This is a genomic window from Rhizobium sp. 18055 (assembly GCF_902706285.1).
Classification (GTDB): domain Bacteria; phylum Pseudomonadota; class Alphaproteobacteria; order Rhizobiales; family Rhizobiaceae; genus Rhizobium.
In genome coordinates this window covers 455,241-474,086 of the sequence record NZ_CACSKD010000001.1, presented here as the reverse complement: position 1 = coordinate 474,086, position 18,846 = coordinate 455,241, and the positions used below count along the sequence as shown (strand labels likewise).

19 protein-coding genes and 1 pseudogene are annotated in these 18,846 nt (G+C 60.6%); 5 read left to right on the top strand and 15 right to left on the bottom strand.

Translation table 11 applies throughout. From position 1 onward, the window contains the following. Position 1: 1 nt before the first annotated feature. From GVL52_RS02180 to GVL52_RS02145, 8 genes are all read right to left on the bottom strand, one after another. Positions 2 to 1,279: an MSMEG_0569 family flavin-dependent oxidoreductase gene (locus tag GVL52_RS02180; protein ID WP_160003633.1), complete on the bottom strand. Its 1,278-nt coding sequence runs from the start codon at positions 1,277 to 1,279 to the stop codon at positions 2 to 4. A gap of 14 nt (positions 1,280 to 1,293) precedes the next feature. Continuing rightward, on the bottom strand, positions 1,294 to 1,581 hold the full coding sequence (locus tag GVL52_RS02175; protein WP_160003631.1) for an MSMEG_0570 family nitrogen starvation response protein: 288 nt from the start codon (positions 1,579 to 1,581) through the stop codon (positions 1,294 to 1,296). Beyond that, positions 1,574 to 2,725, bottom strand: coding sequence for an MSMEG_0565 family glycosyltransferase (locus GVL52_RS02170; RefSeq protein WP_160003629.1), 1,152 nt, complete (start codon positions 2,723 to 2,725; stop codon positions 1,574 to 1,576). The genes GVL52_RS02175 and GVL52_RS02170 overlap by 8 nt, the downstream gene beginning before the upstream one ends. Then, positions 2,722 to 3,696 (bottom strand): sll0787 family AIR synthase-like protein, encoded by a 975-nt coding sequence (locus tag GVL52_RS02165; RefSeq protein ID WP_160003627.1) that lies wholly within the window; start codon positions 3,694 to 3,696, stop codon positions 2,722 to 2,724. The genes GVL52_RS02170 and GVL52_RS02165 overlap by 4 nt, the downstream gene beginning before the upstream one ends. A gap of 1 nt (position 3,697) precedes the next feature. After that, complete coding sequence (locus GVL52_RS02160) at positions 3,698 to 4,240, bottom strand: MSMEG_0567/Sll0786 family nitrogen starvation N-acetyltransferase (protein WP_160003625.1); 543 nt, start codon at positions 4,238 to 4,240, stop codon at positions 3,698 to 3,700. Continuing rightward, positions 4,237 to 5,355 carry an MSMEG_0568 family radical SAM protein gene (locus tag GVL52_RS02155; protein WP_160003623.1) on the bottom strand — a complete coding sequence of 373 codons (1,119 nt, stop codon included), beginning with the start codon at positions 5,353 to 5,355 and terminating at the stop codon, positions 4,237 to 4,239. Before GVL52_RS02155 ends, GVL52_RS02160 begins: the two co-directional genes overlap by 4 nt. Further along, positions 5,282 to 6,331 (bottom strand): Nit6803 family nitrilase, encoded by a 1,050-nt coding sequence (locus GVL52_RS02150; protein ID WP_160003621.1) that lies wholly within the window; start codon positions 6,329 to 6,331, stop codon positions 5,282 to 5,284. The genes GVL52_RS02155 and GVL52_RS02150 overlap by 74 nt, the downstream gene beginning before the upstream one ends. Positions 6,332 to 6,396: 65 nt before the next feature. After that, positions 6,397 to 6,879, bottom strand: coding sequence for an MSMEG_0572/Sll0783 family nitrogen starvation response protein (locus GVL52_RS02145; protein WP_160003619.1), 483 nt, complete (start codon positions 6,877 to 6,879; stop codon positions 6,397 to 6,399). Between the two features lie 363 nt (positions 6,880 to 7,242). On the opposite strand from GVL52_RS02145, the gene GVL52_RS02140 reads away from it, so the two are divergent. From GVL52_RS02140 to GVL52_RS02130, 3 genes are all read left to right on the top strand, one after another. Next, positions 7,243 to 8,640, top strand: coding sequence for a PLP-dependent aminotransferase family protein (locus GVL52_RS02140; protein WP_160003617.1), 1,398 nt, complete (start codon positions 7,243 to 7,245; stop codon positions 8,638 to 8,640). Positions 8,641 to 8,658: 18 nt separating this feature from the next. Continuing rightward, entirely contained in the window at positions 8,659 to 9,045 is a 387-nt protein-coding gene (locus GVL52_RS31145; RefSeq protein WP_160003616.1) for a cytochrome c family protein, read from the top strand. An 82-nt stretch (positions 9,046 to 9,127) separates the two neighbouring features. Beyond that, positions 9,128 to 10,186, top strand: a complete 1,059-nt coding sequence (locus GVL52_RS02130; protein WP_160003614.1) for a DNA topoisomerase IB — start codon at positions 9,128 to 9,130, stop codon at positions 10,184 to 10,186. Between the two features lie 278 nt (positions 10,187 to 10,464). Here GVL52_RS02130 and GVL52_RS02125 read toward each other — a convergent pair whose 3' ends face one another. The 5 genes and pseudogenes from GVL52_RS02125 to treY form a co-directional block, all read right to left on the bottom strand. Then, positions 10,465 to 10,812, bottom strand: a complete 348-nt coding sequence (locus GVL52_RS02125; protein WP_160003613.1) for a CAP-Gly domain protein — start codon at positions 10,810 to 10,812, stop codon at positions 10,465 to 10,467. A gap of 114 nt (positions 10,813 to 10,926) precedes the next feature. Next, positions 10,927 to 11,151 (bottom strand): annotated as a pseudogene (locus GVL52_RS02120) (helix-turn-helix domain-containing protein); the annotation flags it as partial. 158 nt (positions 11,152 to 11,309) lie between these two features. Further along, the gene (locus GVL52_RS02115; protein ID WP_160003609.1) at positions 11,310 to 11,501 is read right to left on the bottom strand and encodes a hypothetical protein; all 192 of its coding nucleotides are present in this window, start codon (positions 11,499 to 11,501) and stop codon (positions 11,310 to 11,312) included. Positions 11,502 to 11,615: 114 nt separating this feature from the next. Further along, positions 11,616 to 13,385 (bottom strand): malto-oligosyltrehalose trehalohydrolase, encoded by a 1,770-nt coding sequence (treZ, locus tag GVL52_RS02110; protein ID WP_160003981.1) that lies wholly within the window; start codon positions 13,383 to 13,385, stop codon positions 11,616 to 11,618. A gap of 100 nt (positions 13,386 to 13,485) precedes the next feature. After that, positions 13,486 to 15,975, bottom strand: a complete 2,490-nt coding sequence (treY, locus tag GVL52_RS02105) for a malto-oligosyltrehalose synthase (protein WP_160003607.1) — start codon at positions 15,973 to 15,975, stop codon at positions 13,486 to 13,488. A gap of 345 nt (positions 15,976 to 16,320) precedes the next feature. On the opposite strand from treY, the gene GVL52_RS02100 reads away from it, so the two are divergent. Both GVL52_RS02100 and GVL52_RS02095 read left to right on the top strand, forming a co-directional pair. Further along, positions 16,321 to 16,737: a hypothetical protein gene (locus GVL52_RS02100; protein WP_160003605.1), complete on the top strand. Its 417-nt coding sequence runs from the start codon at positions 16,321 to 16,323 to the stop codon at positions 16,735 to 16,737. A gap of 69 nt (positions 16,738 to 16,806) precedes the next feature. Continuing rightward, on the top strand, positions 16,807 to 17,055 hold the full coding sequence (locus GVL52_RS02095; RefSeq protein WP_160003603.1) for a hypothetical protein: 249 nt from the start codon (positions 16,807 to 16,809) through the stop codon (positions 17,053 to 17,055). Positions 17,056 to 17,098: 43 nt separating this feature from the next. Here the strand turns inward: GVL52_RS02095 and GVL52_RS02090 are convergent, their stop codons facing one another. Continuing rightward, positions 17,099 to 17,320: a hypothetical protein gene (locus GVL52_RS02090; RefSeq protein WP_244619063.1), complete on the bottom strand. Its 222-nt coding sequence runs from the start codon at positions 17,318 to 17,320 to the stop codon at positions 17,099 to 17,101. 117 nt (positions 17,321 to 17,437) lie between these two features. Continuing rightward, positions 17,438 to 18,580, bottom strand: coding sequence for an alpha/beta hydrolase (locus GVL52_RS02085; protein WP_160003601.1), 1,143 nt, complete (start codon positions 18,578 to 18,580; stop codon positions 17,438 to 17,440). Positions 18,581 to 18,846 lie beyond the last annotated feature (266 nt).

The window sequence follows — 18,846 nt, the reverse complement described above, 5'->3', positions numbered from 1 at the left end:
CTCAGCCATTCACCGCCTGTTTGAGAACGGAAGAAACAGCCTTGTTGACGATGCGGTCGGCAAGATGACCGACGACGTGCTCCGCATCCTTGCCGACGGCGAGGAAACGGCCGGAGCCCCAGGTCCAGAGCCAGGGCAGGCCAAGCACGTAGACGCCATCGACGGCCGTTACACCGCGGCGATGGACGGGATAGGCGTTGCCGTCAAAGATCGGCAGGCCGACGAAGGACCAATCGGGGGTGAAGCCGGTCGCCCAGATAACGGAGGTGATGCCTTCGGCAGCGAGATCGAGCTCGGTCGGTTCGGTCTCAGGCTCCCAAAGCGGCACGTAGGGCGAGCCTGCCGGCGCGTCGATACCCTTGTCTGCGATGTGGCGGTCAATCAGCGCGTTGATGCCGTTATAGACACGGTCGGCGCCATCGAGGTTGGATTTGAGGTTCGGCTGGAACAGCATCTTTCCACCCGATACGCCATGCATGCGGCCATAGAGCGCCATGCCCTCAAGTGCGAACTTGCGTAGATCGATATCGCGCCCGCCGTCGCGCCCGGTCAGGTAGTGATTGGTGTCGTGCTTCTTCTTGGTCATGCCGTCATGTTCGACGGTGATGTCGTATTGGCCGACATCGGCCAGCCAATCCACCACATCGCGGCCGCGATAGAAGCGGGCGCAGCGCGGCGCGTTGCCGGTGACAAGATACACCTTGCGGCCGGCAAGATGCAGGTCCTCTGCAATCTGGCATCCTGATTGCCCGGAGCCGACGACGATGACGCCGCCGTCTGGCAGCTGGCCGGGATTGCGGTAGTCAGCAGTGTGGATCTGCATGATGCTGTCGGGCAAGCGCTCTGCAGCGCGCGGGATCGCCGGTTCGCTATAGAGGCTGGTGGCGATCACGACGCTGTCTGCCGTGATCGATCCGGCATTGGTCTCGATCCGGAACAGATCGCCGCTTTTCTCCAACGAGGTGACAGATGTGCCTTCCAGCACCGGTGCGCCCACCTTTGTGATGAACCGATCGACATAGCCGATGATCTCGTCCTTCACCATGAAGCCGTGCGGATCCTCGCCGTCATAGGGATGACCGGGCAGCTGGCATTGCCAGTTGGGCGTCACCAGGCAGAAGGCGTCCCAGCGTTCGTTCTTCCATTTGTGCGCCACCGTCTTCTTTTCGAAGACGACATGCTGGATGCCGTGGACCTGCAGATAGTGGCTGGCAGAGAGCCCGGCCTGGCCACCACCGATGACGACGGCACTATAGTGCGATTTGAGGGGGAGGGTCATGGCATGATGTCCTTTCACGGAATGAAGCTTTCGCAGCGCACCTTGGCGTCAGCGTCGGAGATGAACCTCGCGCCCGCCTCTTCGATACGGGCAAGCTGGCTGCGGGCGAGCGTACAGGGGTAGCCGTATTTCGCCTCGACGCGGTCGCTGGCGATGGTCAGCGCCTTACGGCTGCGATCGAGGAAATCACGAATCGGATAGGTCTGGCCCTCTTCGAGAAAATCGCGGATCACCAGCGAGGGCGAGTAGCAGGTCTCCTCGCGGCCATCCGGCCAGGCAATGACGAAGCGCATTTCAGGCATCGGCAGGCTCCTTCAATGACTGGTAGGCGGAGAGGTGCAAAGTCGCGGTGCGCTGCCAGCTGTGTTCGGCTGCAACGACCGGGCCGCGCGCCGCAAGCCGCTGCCGCAGTGCAGGTGTCAGAGATTTTGCCATCGCTTCAGCGATCGAGGCGGGATTGTCCGGATCGCACCAGATGGCGTCATCGGGGGCCAGATATTCCGTGAACGGCGCGATCGAGGAGACCACCACAGGGATGCCGCTCGCCATCGCCTCCAGCACCACCAGGCCGAACCCTTCCTTCACCGAGGCGAAAACCAGGGTGTCGGCAAGGCGGTAGAGCGCCGGCATATCGGCATCGGCCACCGTGCCAAGCACATGGACCGAGGCTGCATGGTCGCCGAGCGCGGCAAGTGCCGCCCGGAATTCGCCCTGATAACCGCGGTGATCAAGCAACGACGCCCCGCCAGCGATGACGAACTGCGTGTCCGGCTGGATCGCGCGCAACTGGCGGAAGGCCTCCAGCATCTGGATCGTGTTCTTGCGCGCTTCAATGCCGCCGACGGAGAGAAACACCGGGCCTTTGGGCAGGTCGAGCGTCACCCGCAATGCCCCTGCATCGACAGCAGGCGAGAAGCGGTGTGCATCGACACCGTTGCCGACGACTGTCGAAGCAAGCCCGCGAGTGTCTTTCAGCACCTGCTGCCAAAGGGCGCTGACGGTGAAAAGCAGATCGGCGCGGTCGATCGAACGGTCCTGCAGTTCCATCAGGTGAGGATCGGAAAACCTGTCGATGTGGTGGACCGTGCGCGCGAAGCCAGCAATCAGCCCGCGCTCCTTCAAGGTGGCCAGCGCATTGCCGGAGATGCCGTCATGGGCATGGAACAGATCGAAATCGCGTGCGACGTCACGCTCGAAATGCCTGACATAATCGGCAATCCGCTGCTCCACCATTTCGGTCATGTCGGCCGGCGCCGGGTCAACCGGGATGCACATTGCATGGCAGGATGGCATGCGGAAAAAGCCGGTGCCCTTCGCATCAGGAGCATGCAGCACCACCTCGTGGCCGAGTGCCGTCAGCGCCTCGGAAAGCTGCATGGCATGGACCACGCCGCCGCGAGGATTGGTGGAGTGGGAAAGCATGGCGATGCGCAGGGGCCGGCTCATGCTGCCTGCTCCTGCCTGCCAAGCTGCAGCAGCGGGGTTGCGGCATGATCGCGGACAACCGCTCGTTCCTCGTCATCCGTGATCGTCACTGTACTGCCGGCGACGACCCGCCCGATAGCGGCAGCGCTGATGCCGCGAGCGGCAAAGCGCCGGATGACGTGGTCGGCATTGGCGGGCGATACCGAGAGCAGGTAGCCGAAGCTTGGAAAGGTCGCGAGCCAGCGGTCGAGTGTCACGCCATCCGGTAACGGGATCGCGGAGATATCGATGTCGATGCCGACGCTGGAACACTCCGCGAGCATGATGGCGGTGCCGACGATGCCGCCCTGGCTGATGTCCTTGGCAGCGAGCGCCAGTCCGGCCTCGGCGATCTCGGGCAGGATCTCCAGATCATCGCGCAGCCGTGCAGGCGGTGCCTCCGTTGCCGCCTCCCAGTTGTTGAAGGGCTCGCGGTAGCGTCCGCGGTGATCGATCGCCGCGATCAGGAGATCGCCGGCTCTGGCATCGAAGCTGGTCAGCAGCTTCTTCGCCCGACCAAGGATGGCAACCGAAAGCTGCCCACGATCGGTGCGGATATTGGTGTGGCCGCCGACGACGGGCACGCTGAAGGTCGCAGCGGCGGCACGCATGCCGTCAAGCACGGGTGCTGCCCCTGCTTCACCATTCGCCCAGACTGCATCGACGACGGCGATCGGCCGGCCGCCCATGGCGGCGACATCCGATATGTTGACCATGACGCCGCACCAGCCGGCAAACCACGGGTCGGCGGCAACGAATTCGTTGATGAAACCTTCGATCGCAAATAGCAGATAACCATCTCCATCGGGGATGGCTGCGCAATCATCGCCAACTGCGATGGGCTGACCGGGCAGGCCAAGACGGGCGGCAATGATGCCGATATCCTGCTTGGCAGCGATCCCGCTGCTGGCTGCGAGTTTGTCTGCGAGTGCCTGGATGTCGATCTTGCCCATCTCACGCTGCCTTCTTGGCAAGGGCGACAAAGCCTGCCTCAGGCGTCACGCAAGGGGGGTAGTAGGTAAGGTCAGCCTTCATGCGCAGATGCGGCTTGCCGTAGATCTCGAACTCTTCAACGATATCCCAATGCAGCCGGCGAAACAGCAAGGCGTTCTGGGCCTGCACATTGGCGAGGAACGTGTGGCATCCCATGGCGTTGGCAGACGACACAGCCAGTCTGATAAGCGTTGCGCCCAACGCCCCGATCTTGCGAAACTCCTGGTCTACCGCCAGGCGCGAGCCCCACCACAAGCCTGGCTCCGCCTGATGAATGCGCACCGTGCCGACCAGCTGATCCGGGGCCACGCCCATCATCGACAGCGCGACGATCGGGATGGCGTGGTCGTCGATGGCGTCGCGGTCGTCCTCCTCGAAGATCTGCTGCTCCCCACAGAAAACGGCGCGCCGCAGGGCGTGAGCCTGCTGCCGCTCCCATTGTGAGGTGGCAAATTTCACCTGGAACTCGCTGACGCGATAGGGCGCAAAGGGATCGCACATCATTTGCTGAGCATCCTTTCATAGGTGGAGAGCGCCGAGCAGGCGCCGCATTTGCCGCAGCCGGCCTTGATGTCGACGGCCTTCAGGCCGCTCTCGACCAACATCTTCGATAGAGGACCGAGGATCGAATGCATGAAGTCGGGCTTCGGGGCCGGATGGCTTTCCAGCGGCGTGCCTGAGATCGGCACGAAGGGCACGACGAAGGGATAGACGCCGATCTCGACCAGCTGTGTGCAGATGTCGAGGATCGCCTCTCGGGTGTCGCCGAGGCCGGCCAGAATATAGGTCGAGACCTGACCGCGGCCGAAGACCTTAACTGCTGCCTTGAAGGAGCGCATGTATTTCTCGATCGGAACCTGCGCCTTTCCAGGCATGATGCGAGCCCGGATTTCGGGCGTCACGACTTCCAGATGCATGCCGAGCGCATCGACACCGGCTTCTTTCATCCGCGAGAACCAGATGTCGTCTTCCGGCGGCTCGCACTGGGCCTGGATCGGCAGGTCGACGGCGGCCTTGATGGCGCGGGCGCTTTCGGCAAGCACGGCAGCGCCGCGGTCGTCACCCTTCGGCGTCCCCGTGGTCATGACCATGTGCTTGACGCCATCCAGCTCGACGGCGGCTTTTGCAACTTCGGCAAGCTGTTGTGGTGTCTTGTGCGCGACGGTGCGTCCCGCCGCAAGCGACTGGCCGATCGCGCAGAACTGACAGGTCTTGGTGCGACTCTGATAGCGGATACAGGTCTGAAGCACCGTCGTCGCCAGCACATCGCGGCCGTGCAGCACGGCAATCTGCGAAAACGGAATACCGTCCGATGTGCTGCGTTCGTAGAAGCGCGGACGCAGCGGAAACGAGACCTCGCCGAGCACCTTGCCGTCGCGGCTGATGCGGCTGTTGCCGGCATCGTCAGGCTTTTCGACCAGATACGGGCTCTCGAAGGCCGGTGCGGTGTGTACCGGCACCATCACCGTCATGCCGTCGATGGTGATCGCCTTGTGGTCCGAAGGGCCGGCACCGCCGCGGCGGCTTTCGTGGCCGGCGCTTGGATCAACCAGCCGGGCGCCGAAGGACTGCAGTTCGTTGATCAGCGTTTCCGTCGAAAGACGTGTCGAGTTCTCCATCGGTCTTGATCCTTGTCTCATCCGTTGTGAAGGGAGCGTATGCAGTGGCGGTCACCATCGGCGCAGTCGGCCTGTCGTCCATGACGAGGTGCAGCAATTCGGGGCGGGCATAGTGGCCGACGGAATCCATCATGCGCTTGCGTTTGACGATCAGGCTCATGTCGAGATCGGCAATCAGAATGCCTTCGCCCTCGGTGATCGGCGGCGCGAGGTGTTTGCCTTCAGGCGAGATGACCGCTGTCATGCAGCCGCCGCGCAGTGCCTTCTGGAGTCCCTGGTCGGGTGTGATCGAGCCGATCTGCTCTTCGCTGAGCCAGCCGGTGGCGTTGACGACGAAACAGCCGCTTTCGAGTGCGTGATGGCGGATCGTCACTTCCATCTGCTCAGCAAAGATCGGGCCGACCATGGAGCCCGGAAATTGCGCGATGTGGATCTCCTCGTGCTGTGCCATCAGCGCGTAGCGGGCCAGCGGATTGTAGTGCTCCCAGCAGGCAAGCGCGCCGACGCGGCCCACGGCGCTGTCGACGACTTTCAAGCCGGAGCCATCGCCTTGGCCCCAGATCATCCGCTCGTGGAAGGTCGGCGTGATTTTGCGGCGTTTGAGGACGAGCGTGCCATCGGCATCGAAGATCAGTTGCGTGTTGTAGAGCGTTCCGTGGTCGCGCTCGTTGACGCCGAGAGCGACCACGATCCCGTGTTCGCGCGCCGCCGTCGACACAGCATCGGTTGCCGCACTCGGCACCGAAACGGCTTCCTCGTAGAGCCGGATATGCTCGCGGCCGGAAAGCACGGGGGGCAGGACGAAGGAAAAATACGGGTACCAGGGCACGAACGTCTCCGGAAAGACGATGAGCTCGGCGCCCTTCGATGCAGCTTCCCGGATCGTCTCAAGCACGCGGGCCAGCGTCTTTTCGCGGGATGTCAGGTCCGGCGCGATCTGCGCGGCAGCGGCTCGGACGGTGTGTTTCTTGTCCATGGCGGTTTCCTGGATATCGTGACAGTGCGTTCGATGTGGGAGGCGGCGGGCCGCCTCCCGAGGGGTCAGAGCGTCCAGGTATCGAGGATGAAGGCGTTGTCGCGGCGATGGAGCAGCACGAGATCAAGGACATCGAGCGGGCTGATCGGGGTAATGCCGGGAATGAGCGATGGCTCGCCATGGCCATAGAGCGCCTGCAGCGCGAAACGGCAGGCATAGACCTTGCCGCCTTCTTCCATGAACTTGACAATCTGGTTGTTGAAATTCAGGTGGCCGGGAAATGCCTCGGCGCCGAGTGTGGGGAAGCCGCGTTGTACGCCGAGCGTGACGCCGGGACCGTAAAGAAGGATGGACGTCTCGAAGCCCTTGCGCTTCAGGCGCGTGGCCTGCAGCAGGTTGACGAAGCCGATAGACCCTTCGAAAGCAACGGTGTGAAAGGTGACAAGGGCTTTCTCGCCCGATTGGGCCTGAACGTCTTCAAAAACCTTCTCTTCGTAATCGACGAAGAAGTCGCCCTTCTCGTGGGCTGGCTTGGTGACTGCGGGCATCTGGAGCTCCTATCGTTGAAACTTCCCTGCTTGGGGACAACGAAGGAATTGCAAGCGCCGTGCCAGATTGAATGTGCATAAATAGCATTCAATATCCGCAAATATCCATACAAAAATACATTCAATTATTGCTGGCTACAGTCGTTCTGCGTAAACAGACTCCATTTAAGCGCTAAGAAATGTTGCAAGGTGATGAAAAGTGAATGCAGTCAATAAACCATCAATAAGGTCGCCGCTATCCGCAAAGATAACTCGGATCCGTTGCATCGGCAATGTTTACGCGTATCTCCTACAAAATGAGTGACATATTCCGAGTGCAACAATATACAGTCAATCCAAATCGAGCGCAGCAGAGATTGTCGAATGAACGATTGGTTTCCAGACCTGAGCCGCAGCAGTGGCCCTCGCTACATGGCTATCGCCGATGTGATCCATATGGACATCAAAACAGGGCGGCTGGCGCCGGGAGACCGGCTGCCGCCGCAGCGTGAACTGGCCAAGCGCCTGTCGATCGATTTCACCACGGTGGCGCGCGGCTATGTCGAGGCACGCAAGCGCGGGCTGGTCGATACCCATGTCGGCCGTGGTACATTCATCCTGGCGCTCGATGGGGCCGATCGCGCCTGGGCGCACGACCGCGCCGACCCGCGCCGGGCTCTGGCGATCGATCTGTCGATGAATATGCCGCCGGAGCCTGACGATCCGGAGCTGCTGGCCCGCATGCAGGATGGTCTGAAGGCAGTCGCGGCAGACATGGTGCCGCTGTTGCGCTATCAGGGGTTTGGCGGATCGGCGATGGACAAGGAGGCGGCAGCCTCGTGGCTCAGCCGGCGCGGTCTCGTGCCGTCGCAGGAGCGCATCTTCGTCACGCCGGGCGCTCACCCGGCGCTGCTCGCCATTTTCGGCATACTCGCCAAACCGGGCGAGATTATCCTGTCGGAGAGCATTACCTATCCCGGGATACGCTCGATTGCCGCGCAACTGCGGCTCAATCTTCTCGGCCTGCAGATGGATGCAGATGGTATTCTGCCGGACGCATTTGCAGACGCCTGCGAACGGTTGAAGCCGAAGGCGCTCTATCTCAACCCAACGATCCAGAACCCGACGACACTGACGATCCCGCAAAAGCGACGTGAGGACATCTGTGCCGTTGCGCGCAAATATCATGTGCCGATCGTCGAGGACGACGCTTACGGCTTCATCCCGCTCCATGGGCCAGCGCCCCTTGCCGCCATGGCGCCCGATCTGACCTGGCATATTGGCGGTTTGGCGAAATGCATCGGTGCCGGGCTTCGCCTGGCCTATGTCGTTGCGCCCGACACCAAAGCCGCGTGGCCGTTCGTCAGTGCCATGCGCGCCAGCAACGTCATGGCATCGCCGCTCATGGTGGCGCTTGCAACGCGTTGGATCGAGGATGGAACGGCCGACATGATCCTGCGGTTCATTCGCCTCGAGGCGGCTGTCCGCCAGCACATGGCGCATGCCATCCTTCCCAAAGGCAGCTTCGAGGCAGATCCGATCGCCTTCAACATCTGGCTGCCGCTCCCGCATGGCTGGACACGGTCGACCTTCGCCAGCCACATGCGATCGTCCGGGATCGGCATCGTCGCCAGCGACGCTTTTACCGTCGAAGGACCAGCGACGGAAACCGTCCGGGTTTGCCTTGGCGGACCAATCACGCGGTTGGGCCTGCAAAATGCACTTGAACTGATGGCGCACTCGCTCGAAGGTTCGCCGGAAATGTCGGCCGCATTCTTCTGATTGAAAGTTCAAAGTGCCATGCGCAAAAAGCCAGTAGCGACGAGTGCCGTTTCGATTGCAATTCTTGTCGCAGGCGTCGGATTGGCATCGGCGGAAGATATCGACCATGGTAGGCGGGTCTTCCGGCTCTGCGTTGCCTGTCATGTCGCCGATTCCGATACGAACAAGTTCGGGCCGCACTTGAAAGGCGTGTTCGGGCGGCGCGCAGGTGCGGTTGCCGATTTCAAGTATTCACAGGCCATGCAGGCAGCCGGCGCCGGAGGCCTTGTTTGGGACGATGCATCGCTTTCTGAATTCCTCTATAGCCCGCGGAAGAAGGTACCGGGAACGAGCATGAGCTTCGGAGGCCTCTGGACGAGTTCGGAAATCGCCGATTTGATAGCCTACCTCCGCACGAACCCCTGAACGGGTTTCACGCCCGCTGATGGCCACCAAGGTTTGGCGCCGGATGCGGGAACTGAATCTGTGATGACGAAGTTATTGCGTCATGAACGAGACGGTGAAATCGATCGACGTGGTAGCAGCAGAGCTTATGCCTGTTGGCCTCGTCTACACGTCCGATATTGTGGATGGCATTACGCGCAAGCCCGGCAGGAATGGCTTCCTGTATTACACGCCCGATCGTCGCCGCATCATCGACAAAGACGAGGTTGCACGCCTGAATGCTCTGGCCATTCCGCCAGCCTATACCGACGTCCATATTTCCACCAACGCGCTTTCGCATCTGCAGGCGGTCGGAACCGATGCAAGGGGACGCAGGCAATACCGCTATCATCCGGAATGGCATGCCGAGCGCGCCCGGGCCAAGTTCGAGCGTCTTGTACACTTCGGCTCTTGCCTGCCTGACATACGCGCGCGCGTTGATGCCGATTTGCGGGCGCCGAGGCTGACAATGGACAAGGCGCTTGCGGCCGTGGTGTGGCTGTTGGACAACCTGTACATCCGTATCGGCAATGCCACCTATGCCGCGAGCAATGGCTCCTACGGGCTGACGACGCTTCGCAACCGTCACGTGACGATCCAAGGATCAAGCGTGAAGTTCCGGTTCAAGGGAAAGTCGGGTAAGCAGTGGAACCTCGTCCACACTGATCGTCGGATTGCAAATGTGGTTCGCAGACTGCAGGAACTGCCGGGGCAGCAACTGTTCAAATGCATGTCCGACGACGGTACGTTCAGGCAGATATCGTCTCAGGATGTGAACGCCTACATCAGGGACGCGGCCGGTGAGGAATTCAGCTCGCGGCAGTTCCGAACCTGGGGTGCGACGTGTGCTGCGATTGCTGCCCTCGCGCCCCTGGAGGTCGCGACGTCGGAGCGTGCGATTTCCCGCCAGCTGAACGAGGTGATCGACACCGTGGCGCTGAAGCTCGTCAATACCCGGGCGGTCTGCCGCAGTTCATACATTCATCCCGCGGTTTTCGAAGACTTCAAGGCCGGACGCCTTGGCCAGATACTTGAGACACGGATGACGAGGAGCAAGCGGCTCTTAAGCTGGATGGACGAAGAGGAGCTAAGGGTGCTTCACTGGCTGAGATCGGCGGAATGAACCTGACACCCGCAATAGTCGCTGGCCAATTGATGCTTGGCGGATAGCGCTGAGAAGCTGTTTCAACCAGCCCCTTGGGCCTTGCGCTACAAAGCCATTGCAAAGAAAAAGGCCGGGGCGAAATCGCACCGACCTTCTTCGACCCGTATCGACAACAGCTGCCAGTACATCCGTGGTCAGCGGTCAGAAACGAATTACGTAAGTTGAATGTAACGCAATCGCAGGCGCTTGCAAGCGTAAAGTGTGGTGCTCGCCGGGTGCTAAGGTCAATCCCGAATTCACACTTCCTCCTTCTTGCGAACCTTCTGCTTTGGCTCGACGGGTGCATCCGGGGTCGGTGCGAGCAGCTTGCGCAGCGATCCTATCTTGTCCTTGGCGAGCGGGCGGAACCGGGTCGCTCTGAACGGCATGTCGGCTGCACCGTAGCCCTCCGGGCCGTCATCGTTCCCGCGGTGGATCTCATCGAGCTTGACGCCGAAGAACGTGCCGTCGATGTAGTGGGTGTATTCGCCGACCCACCGAAGCGTATAGATTTCGCCCTTGCGAATGCCCTGATCGATGCTGACATGTTTGAACTTGTCGTCGATGCAGACCACCTTCTGGCCTACGTGGAAGTCGTAGCTCATACCGCTCAGTTCCTTTCAGCCGCCAGCACCAGGCGGGGCATCGTTTTCGAGATATTCCCTGTACTGCACCATCTCGTCTTCATTGACGTCGAGCGATCCGCCGGCGGGCTGCGTCAGCCGGACGCCGGGACCGCCCGAGCCGGAATAATCACCATCGACGAATGCCAGGCCGGCAGATTCCAGCGCAGCCTGGATCGCCGACACTGTCCGAGGTTTGAGCGGCTCCTCGCCTTTTTCGAAACGCGTGATGGTGTTCGTCGATACCTGCGCCAACTCGGCCAGCTCTCGAACGCCCATGTCGAGAGCCGCTCGAGCCATCCGGCATTGAGACGGCAGCATGCTGACACTCCGTTTGCTAGGTCGCCGCGATGGCTTGGCGACCATTGATATTGATTACAGCGTAGCGAAAACACCACAGAAGCGCAACGCCATTGCTCTGCGGCGCGACGTTGCCGCGACAACGACCACCTTGCAACTGACTGCTGCGTTGCGATCCTTTAATCCGGTGTCGTGTCGTCTTCGGACGGAACGCTCTTTTGCTGCGCGGCCAGGCGGATCGCACGCAGGCGTTCGGTTTTTTCCTTCTTGCTGCGGGCTTCCGCCTCGATCATTTCGGATGCAACTTTCTCTGTTTCAACGAAGCGCTTCTCGCGGGTCTCTTTGTTCGATTTTTCTCTGGGTCTGGTCATTTGGCCTGCTGTCTATGTGACGTTCGCAAAGCGAAACTCGAACGCCCCGGCGTTGGTTCCCATGCCGCACCGGCGGCACACGAACGTTTGATCGCGGAACGGCGACCATCTGCGTTAGCCGGGGCTGATGCTCCAAAATACCGACCACGGCGAAAGTTTGCCGCCGTTTGCAGATCCCAGGCTGAATACCTCCCGGGCATCTGTTGCGCGGATGTCTGGCGATAGGCCATCGTTGCCAAGGTTTGCACGCAAATGAAGCCGTCCCCCACCTGCCAACGGCCAGTCGATTGCGACGGCAGCAGCATTCGGGTCAGTGGCGAAGGTGCCGCGCTTGGCGCCACGCAGCAGCGGCACGATCTCCTGGTGTCGGATCTTCAAAAGCATGCTGTAGAAATCGAGCATCTCCGAGTAGGGAGCATGGGAGATGTTCCACCAGGCGAGTTTGGCCATCTCGAATGTCGAGGGTGCCGTTGGGTCGAGCAGATCGTCGGCATCGAAACCCGGTAGCCGCGAGAGTTCTTCCCGGCGGCCTTTGCGGACCATTGCGTTGAGCTCTTCGTTGAGATCGCAGAAATAGGGGAAGGGCTCTTGCGCTCCCCATTCTTCACCCATGAACAGCATGGGTATCTGTGGCGCAAGCAGGTAGACGGCGGCGATCGCCTTTGCCATCTCTGCTGACTGGGCGGCGATGACCCTGTCGCCCGTTGCTCTGTTGCCGATCTGGTCATGGTTCTGGATGAAAGAAATGAAGGCAGTCGGTGGCAGAGCCAACGTGCTTTTCCCCCGCGCTTCACCGCGATAGGGCATATGCTGCCCTTGAAACACGAAGCCCTCCGCAAGCGCCCGGCCGATGGCGTTGGTGTCTTGCGCATAGTCGCCGTAATAGCCGAAGGTTTCGCCTGTGGCTGTGATGTGCAGCACATGGTGGATGTCGTCGTTCCATTGCGCGGTAAAGAGCGTTGCATCGCCGCTTTCGTCGCGCTTCAGCAGATCAGTGTTGTTGTCCTCGTTTTCCACGATGAGATGCACATGGCGAACGCCGGCCTCTGCGCGGACGCGGCGTGCGAGTTCGATGAGGAAATGCTCGCGGCTATCGTCCTTGATGGCGTGGACGGCATCCAGCCGCAGCCCGTCGAGTTTGAACTCTGTCACCCAATAGATGGCATTCTGGATCGCGAACTCGCGTATCGGTCCCGACCCTTCGCCGTCGTAGTTGATCCCGTTGCCCCAGGGCGTCTGGTGGCTGTCGCTGAACAGGGGCGCATAGGAGGGCAGGTAATTTCCGTCGGGGCCGAAGTGATTGTAGACCACATCAAGAAGAACGCAGATGCCGCGCTGATGCGCTGCATCCACCAATGCCATCAGGTGCTCCGGCCGGCCGTAGCTGCTATCGGGCGCATAGGGCAATACGCCATCATAGCCCCAGCCATAGCGGCCGGGAAAATCCGCAAGCGGCATAAGCTGGATCGCAGTGACGCCCAATCGCGCGAGATGATCGAGCCGATCGATCGCGGCCAGGAAGGTGCCTTCGTCAGTGAAGGTGCCGATATGCATCTCGTAGATGACGAGTTCTTCCCAGGCTCGTCCGGCCCAGTTGGAGTTCTTCCAGCGATAGGACTTCAGATCGATGACCTCGCTGAAGCCATGCACGTCGTGTGGCTGAAACCTGGAGGCCGGATCGGGCACCTGACGGCCGTCCGGCAGGACAAATCGGTATAGCGACCCCGGTCCGGCATCGGCGATGTCGCAGTCGTACCAGCCGTCGGCGGATCGTTGCATGTCTTGTGGCTCGCGATCCGCCAATTTCAAGCCGACACTATCGACAAGCGGGGCCCAAAGGCGAAAGCGAACTCCGCTGCCGGAATTTATGGGGCCGAACATCATGTCAGTCACGCGAAGCCTTTCGATCATGGTTGAGGGCTGGACAGAGCGTCAATGAGCGGGAGCGGATGCCGATCCGTCGATATCTACTGGAGAAGCAGATCTACGGAGCAGCAAGGTGTGCCGCCCTATCTGTCGTCAACAAGGCGACCGGCTGCGTGCCGAGGATTTCTGCCACCGGCAACACCGCCGCGGCCTCGTGCATGTGGCCGGTCAATAAGTCACGCTTCTGACCCTGGAACTGCGTCGGCAGAACGACATCGGTACTTGCCCAGAATTCTGCAGGGGCAAACAGCGCGCCGGGTTCCAGCCGTCCGAGCATCATGCGCGGCACCACCGTGATTGCATAAGCCTCGCCCTGCCGTCGGGCAAACGCCACGACATGGTCCCGATGGCTGCCCGTCACCGAAAGCGGCAGATACTCCCCCTCCGCAAACAACGCCGGCTCTCGTTTGCGCAGATTGAGGCCGATCTGGACGATGCGCTGCTTCAGTGCCGGCAGCGTCAACTCGGCGATATGCTCGTCGGACGCGAGTATGTGCGCCAATTCCCTGGCATGGATGGGGCGGCGATTGTCTGGATCGACAAGGCTGAAATCGCAGACCTCGGACCCTTGATAGATATCGGGGATACCGGGTGCCGTCAGCTTGATTAGCGTCTGCGAAAGGCTGTTGAGATATCCTGCTGCCACCAACGGCTTCAGCACCTCGGCGAAATCCTCGTGAAATGTCAGATTGGCCGAGACGGTCAACCCGGCAGCGTAGGATGTGACTGCCTCCTCATATTGCTGATGCGGTGTGTCCCAGCTTGTCTCGATCTTTGCTTCCCGGACCGCCTTCTCGGCATAGGGCATGAAACGGTCTTTGAGGGCCTCTGCGGCACCATCTCTAAATTCCTCGGGCCAGATACCAGCCAGCGACTGGTAGAGCATCCACTCGACGTTGCCGTTCGGCGTCAGGCCGGCTGGAAGTTCGACAAGGCGGTCGCGGTTCATCTCGCGCCAACGCTCGACGCTGCGGCGCCACAGGTCCGGCTCTTCACTGAGCACGAAAAGTCGAGCGCGGGCGTCTTCCCCGCGTTTGGTGTCATGGGTGGAGGTTGCCGACAGTCCGTGCGGTTGCAGCCTTGCCCTCTGCTGCATCAGCCTGTGAAACTCTTCAACGCCGCCCGGCTGCTCGCCAGGTTCGCCGCCGACCTCGTTTGCTGCAAGCAACAGATTATGCCGATAAAACAGCGTGTCCTCCATGGCCTTTGCCATGACCGGGCCACTGAGTTGCTGAAAGCGCCGCTGAAACTCCTCCGCCCGATCGCCGCTGTGAAAAAGCCCGGCAACCGAATCCATTGCAAGCGCGTCGGCCACATGTTTTGCGGCATTCTTGACAACCTTATCGAGCACAGCACGGTCGGTGGCGGAGCATTGCCCTGCCTGGCCGTAAGTACGGTAGACAGGAAAGGCGACCAGCAGTTCCACAATCGCTTCCGCCAGTACATCTCGATCGAAGTTCGGAAGAAGCGAATGAGCCATCTGCACCAGACGATTGGTCTCGCCCTCGAAGTTGCGCGTCACCATGAGCACTTTTGCTGCCCGAAGCCCGGCAGAAAAATCCGCCGTGTCCGGCGATATGCTTTCGTAGGCGCGGCCGAGTTCCTGGATGCCGCCGGCATCAATGAAGAGGTTGCTGAGCGCCGAGATGAACTCGTATCCGGTGGTTCCCTGTATCGGCCAGTCCGCCGAAAGGGTTTCATCGGGCCCGAGGATCTTCTCGGCGACGATGAAGGTCTGTGGCCCAACGGCTGTACGCAACCGTTCAAGATAGGAGGCTGGATCGGCGAGCCCGTCGATATGGTCGAGGCGAAGGCCCTGGACGGCGCCGGAGGCAACCAAATCGAAAACCAGGCGGTGGCTGTCAGCAAAGACCACCTCATCCTCGACACGCAGACCCACAAGTCCTGTTACCTCGAAGAAGCGCCGGTAGCTGAGTGTCTTCGCAGCCTCGCGCCAGAATGTCAGGCGGTATGGCTGCAGATCGTGGATACGTGAAATCAGCGCTCGGTCTTTCGGGTCGCCGGAGATGGCTGACATGCTGCTTGGCGCTAATGGCAGATGCGTCTCGAAATAGGAAAGGCTCCATTCGTCGGTTTGAGGATTTTGCATCAGTTCGAAGTCGCCATCCGCCAGGGCGTCCTCGAACGGCTTCCCGAGGATTGGCAGCGTCAGGCGGTCGCGCCAATCGATGTCGAAATAGGTGGCATAGCGGCTGTCGCTGCCGAATTTCAACACATCGGCCCACCAGGCATTTTCCGTTGTTGCTGCCATGTGGTTGGGGACGATATCGACAATCAGGCCAAGCCCGGCAGCCTTCAATGCTGCGCTCAGACGCGCAAAGCCGTCCCTGCCACCGATCGCCGGGTCTATCTCGTTGCAGTCGGTAATGTCGTAGCCGTGCGTGGATGCGGTGGTCGCGGTGAAGATCGGCGAGGCGTACAGGTGGCTGATGCCCAGCGCCTTGAAGTAAGGCACCAGCTCGACTGCAGTGTCGAACGTCATGCCGTTTCGGAACTGCAGTCTGTAGGTCGATGTCGGAATTTCCATGTGCGGTCTCTGATTGGGCTCTGCAGACCGGAACCGCCGCGATGCCACTTTTGTTCCGCAAAAGGCAGCAACGGATTGCGAATGACCGAAAATCGGCCGTTCAAAGCGAAGCCGGGGAACGCGTTTGCAGCCAACATAGTGGGCAAGCACGGTCACGCGTCAGGCGGCCTGGCACCCACTTCCTGACCAGGCCGTTTCACATGGATGGGTTTGCGCGTAGGATAAGAGCGCTGATATCGAAGCAATAGCGCGCCACACAGCTCAGATTATCGTTGAAACTCTTGCCAGCGCATCGCTCCGCACCAATTGACTTCCTAAATCTCGCTGTGACCACGGGAAAATCAAATGCCACCACGCAATCGTACCCCGGCTGCAAAATCGCTCAAGGCCGTTGGTCCAGTGATAGCGCAGCCCGCGAAGAAAAGTGCGGTTGCGCTGCGCTCGGCTTCACCGACCGAAGCGTCACCACGGGATGGCGACATCGCGGAGCAATTGGCGGCGTTGAGGCGAGATGTCGAAGAGCTGGGCAAGACGGTGGCCACCCTCGGTCGCACCACCAGGGGCGGAGCGATCGAAGCCGCATGGCGCGCCGAGGCAACGTTCAGGCTTTATCCGGTATCGGCCCTCATCGCCGCTGGCGCCGTTGTCGCAGCAATCGCATTTTCCGTCTCGGCAATACGATCCAGGCCCGCGAATGCGCGCGACCGTCCCACACTCGACGACATCAAGGATCTGATTGCCGGTCTGCGTAACCGCGCCTGACAAAAACTGAGGGATTGCACCCGTTCCGAATCTGCATCAGTCTCTGATGAGGCAGAGTGGGGATCGCGCATGCTTGACAACATCATCAGTGCAAGCCTCGATATCGTCCAGCGGGTTGAAAGGCTGATTGGTATGACGCGGGGATTGATCGCCAGCGGGCGTCTGGACGAACGTGAAACCTACGATCTCTATTGTGAGATCGAGCAGATCACCGATGTCGTATTGACGATCGATGAGGCTGTCCGCCGCCTCAGGCAGTTGTTCGACGTCCGGCCGGAGATGGCGAGGCGCTTTACCATTCATGCCACGCTGCAGTAGCTGTCGGGCCTGCTTTGGCGGACCAAAGCAACCTGCATCGTGATCACGGCTTCATTTGCAGCTCGTCACGGGCAAGGCGCGCAAGTTCCTGCTCGTCGTGAACGCCGAATTCGAACCAGTCGATCAGCGCCTTCGCTGTTGCCTGACCTTGCTCGCTGTCCACGGCGACAGCCCGTTCCAAACACCAGGCTCTGAGGACACGATCCAAAGCTTCCATCGCTTCCGATGTCAGCGCCTCTTTCGGCCAATCTGTTTTCGTCACCATCTCACCCCCATTTGCATCTTATTGTAACGTCGATTGTCGCTGGCGCTATTGCCGCCAGGGCACAGCCGGATAGTTTTGCCGCCGCTGAGCCGTTTTATTGTGATTTGAGCAGCCTTGTCAGTGCGGGGTGACGATCGTGCTTGCCAGCCTGAACGGGCTCGACACCACGGCGCCGGCCGCATCGAAGACGAATGCGCCTACCTCTGTCGCCGACGCGCCACGTTGCCCGTCCATCGAAGCAAGCTGCGGCCCAAGCCTAGCCAAGCTGGCATAGCGGTCGTGGCCGAGGCCATCGACGCCTTTGACGGCGGTGATATCGATCACACGGACACCATAGGTGCGGGCCGCCGCCTGAACTGCTGGATCGTTGACGTCAAGCCGCCCGACACGCTGCCGTTCTCCGCCGATAAAGCTTGAGACAGCAAGCGCCCGGTCATCTTTCGAGACCAGAAGTACCAGCGGATTTGCCAACTTGCCGATAACATTCAGCTGCGAGCGGAAAACATCGGCGTCGATATCCGGGGCGGCCAGCACCACGACGAGTTTGCGCAGAACGTCGTCGCGGCCTGCAAGCTTCAGTTCGCGCAGGGTTTCCATGATGAGAAACCCACCCATGCTGTGTCCGAACAGAACGACACGCTTTATTCCCGGTTGCGCGGACAGCGACCCCAGCACGGCCCGAAGATCGTCGCGCGAGGCAAGTACGGCGTCACGGTCGGCGACATAGCCGGTTACCGCGCCTTCCGATGGCCAGGAGAACAGGATTGGCGTTCCGCCTGTATCGGCATCCGCAGTGATTTGGGCCAATCGGAACAGCGCCTCCTGGAAGCTGTAATTATATCCGTGCACGAATATGCCCACTGTTCCGGTCTTGTCGGGAGCGGCTGCTGCGGCTGAGAGAAGCTCCGGCCTCGACAACGTGCGCCGATCGGTCAGCACCATCTCACGCTTCGGATCAGGGTGCGCAGTCGGATATTCGATCTCGGGAGACTTGTGCTTCGGCGGAATAGAGATTGCATAGCGCTGATAGACGATGGCGCTGCCACGCACCGACTTGAAACCATTTGTGGCTTCGTCCGGCTGCCTGTTGGTTGCCGCCAGCAGAACGATCTTTTTGCCCGCTGCGCTGTTGGCGGACACCGGCTGCAGAACTGCGGCGCTTGGACGAGATGCACAGGCGGTGAGAATACCGAGCGCTGCGACGATGAGAAATTGCCTGGTGAGCACCAGAGCCGCCGGTCCGTTCCAATGTCCAAACATGAATTTCCTGAGGCGATCTGAGGCGCTATTTCCGAATGTAATGTGATTCCAGGCGCACGATCGGCTGTCCGACCCGTGTCGCGAGGCTTAACAGATTGTCACGCACCGTGGCAATCGCCCAAACAGCCCCACCAGCGAGATCCACCCCCCGGATTTCGAGGATCAAAACCAGCGATAAAGGCAGTAGAAACAGACAGGTTCCGGAACTTTAGGCGCTCACGCATGTTCTTCATCAAACATCAAGGAAACCAACCTGGAGAGCCTGA

Bases quoted from the DNA above. Each gene is read 5' to 3' on its own strand.
- GVL52_RS02180 (WP_160003633.1), bottom strand. From the start codon at position 1,279: ATGACCCTCCCCCTCAAATCGCACTATAGTGCCGTCGTCATCGGTGGT.
- GVL52_RS02175 (WP_160003631.1), bottom strand. From the start codon at position 1,581: ATGCCTGAAATGCGCTTCGTCATTGCCTGGCCGGATGGCCGCGAGGAG.
- GVL52_RS02170 (WP_160003629.1), bottom strand. From the start codon at position 2,725: ATGAGCCGGCCCCTGCGCATCGCCATGCTTTCCCACTCCACCAATCCT.
- GVL52_RS02165 (WP_160003627.1), bottom strand. From the start codon at position 3,696: ATGGGCAAGATCGACATCCAGGCACTCGCAGACAAACTCGCAGCCAGC.
- GVL52_RS02160 (WP_160003625.1), bottom strand. From the start codon at position 4,240: ATGATGTGCGATCCCTTTGCGCCCTATCGCGTCAGCGAGTTCCAGGTG.
- GVL52_RS02155 (WP_160003623.1), bottom strand. From the start codon at position 5,355: ATGGAGAACTCGACACGTCTTTCGACGGAAACGCTGATCAACGAACTG.
- GVL52_RS02150 (WP_160003621.1), bottom strand. From the start codon at position 6,331: ATGGACAAGAAACACACCGTCCGAGCCGCTGCCGCGCAGATCGCGCCG.
- GVL52_RS02145 (WP_160003619.1), bottom strand. From the start codon at position 6,879: ATGCCCGCAGTCACCAAGCCAGCCCACGAGAAGGGCGACTTCTTCGTC.
- GVL52_RS02140 (WP_160003617.1), top strand. From the start codon at position 7,243: ATGAACGATTGGTTTCCAGACCTGAGCCGCAGCAGTGGCCCTCGCTAC.
- GVL52_RS31145 (WP_160003616.1), top strand. From the start codon at position 8,659: ATGCGCAAAAAGCCAGTAGCGACGAGTGCCGTTTCGATTGCAATTCTT.
- GVL52_RS02130 (WP_160003614.1), top strand. From the start codon at position 9,128: ATGAACGAGACGGTGAAATCGATCGACGTGGTAGCAGCAGAGCTTATG.
- GVL52_RS02125 (WP_160003613.1), bottom strand. From the start codon at position 10,812: ATGAGCTACGACTTCCACGTAGGCCAGAAGGTGGTCTGCATCGACGAC.
- GVL52_RS02115 (WP_160003609.1), bottom strand. From the start codon at position 11,501: ATGACCAGACCCAGAGAAAAATCGAACAAAGAGACCCGCGAGAAGCGC.
- treZ (WP_160003981.1), bottom strand. From the start codon at position 13,385: ATGATGTTCGGCCCCATAAATTCCGGCAGCGGAGTTCGCTTTCGCCTT.
- treY (WP_160003607.1), bottom strand. From the start codon at position 15,975: ATGGAAATTCCGACATCGACCTACAGACTGCAGTTCCGAAACGGCATG.
- GVL52_RS02100 (WP_160003605.1), top strand. From the start codon at position 16,321: ATGCCACCACGCAATCGTACCCCGGCTGCAAAATCGCTCAAGGCCGTT.
- GVL52_RS02095 (WP_160003603.1), top strand. From the start codon at position 16,807: ATGCTTGACAACATCATCAGTGCAAGCCTCGATATCGTCCAGCGGGTT.
- GVL52_RS02090 (WP_244619063.1), bottom strand. From the start codon at position 17,320: ATGGTGACGAAAACAGATTGGCCGAAAGAGGCGCTGACATCGGAAGCG.
- GVL52_RS02085 (WP_160003601.1), bottom strand. From the start codon at position 18,580: ATGTTTGGACATTGGAACGGACCGGCGGCTCTGGTGCTCACCAGGCAA.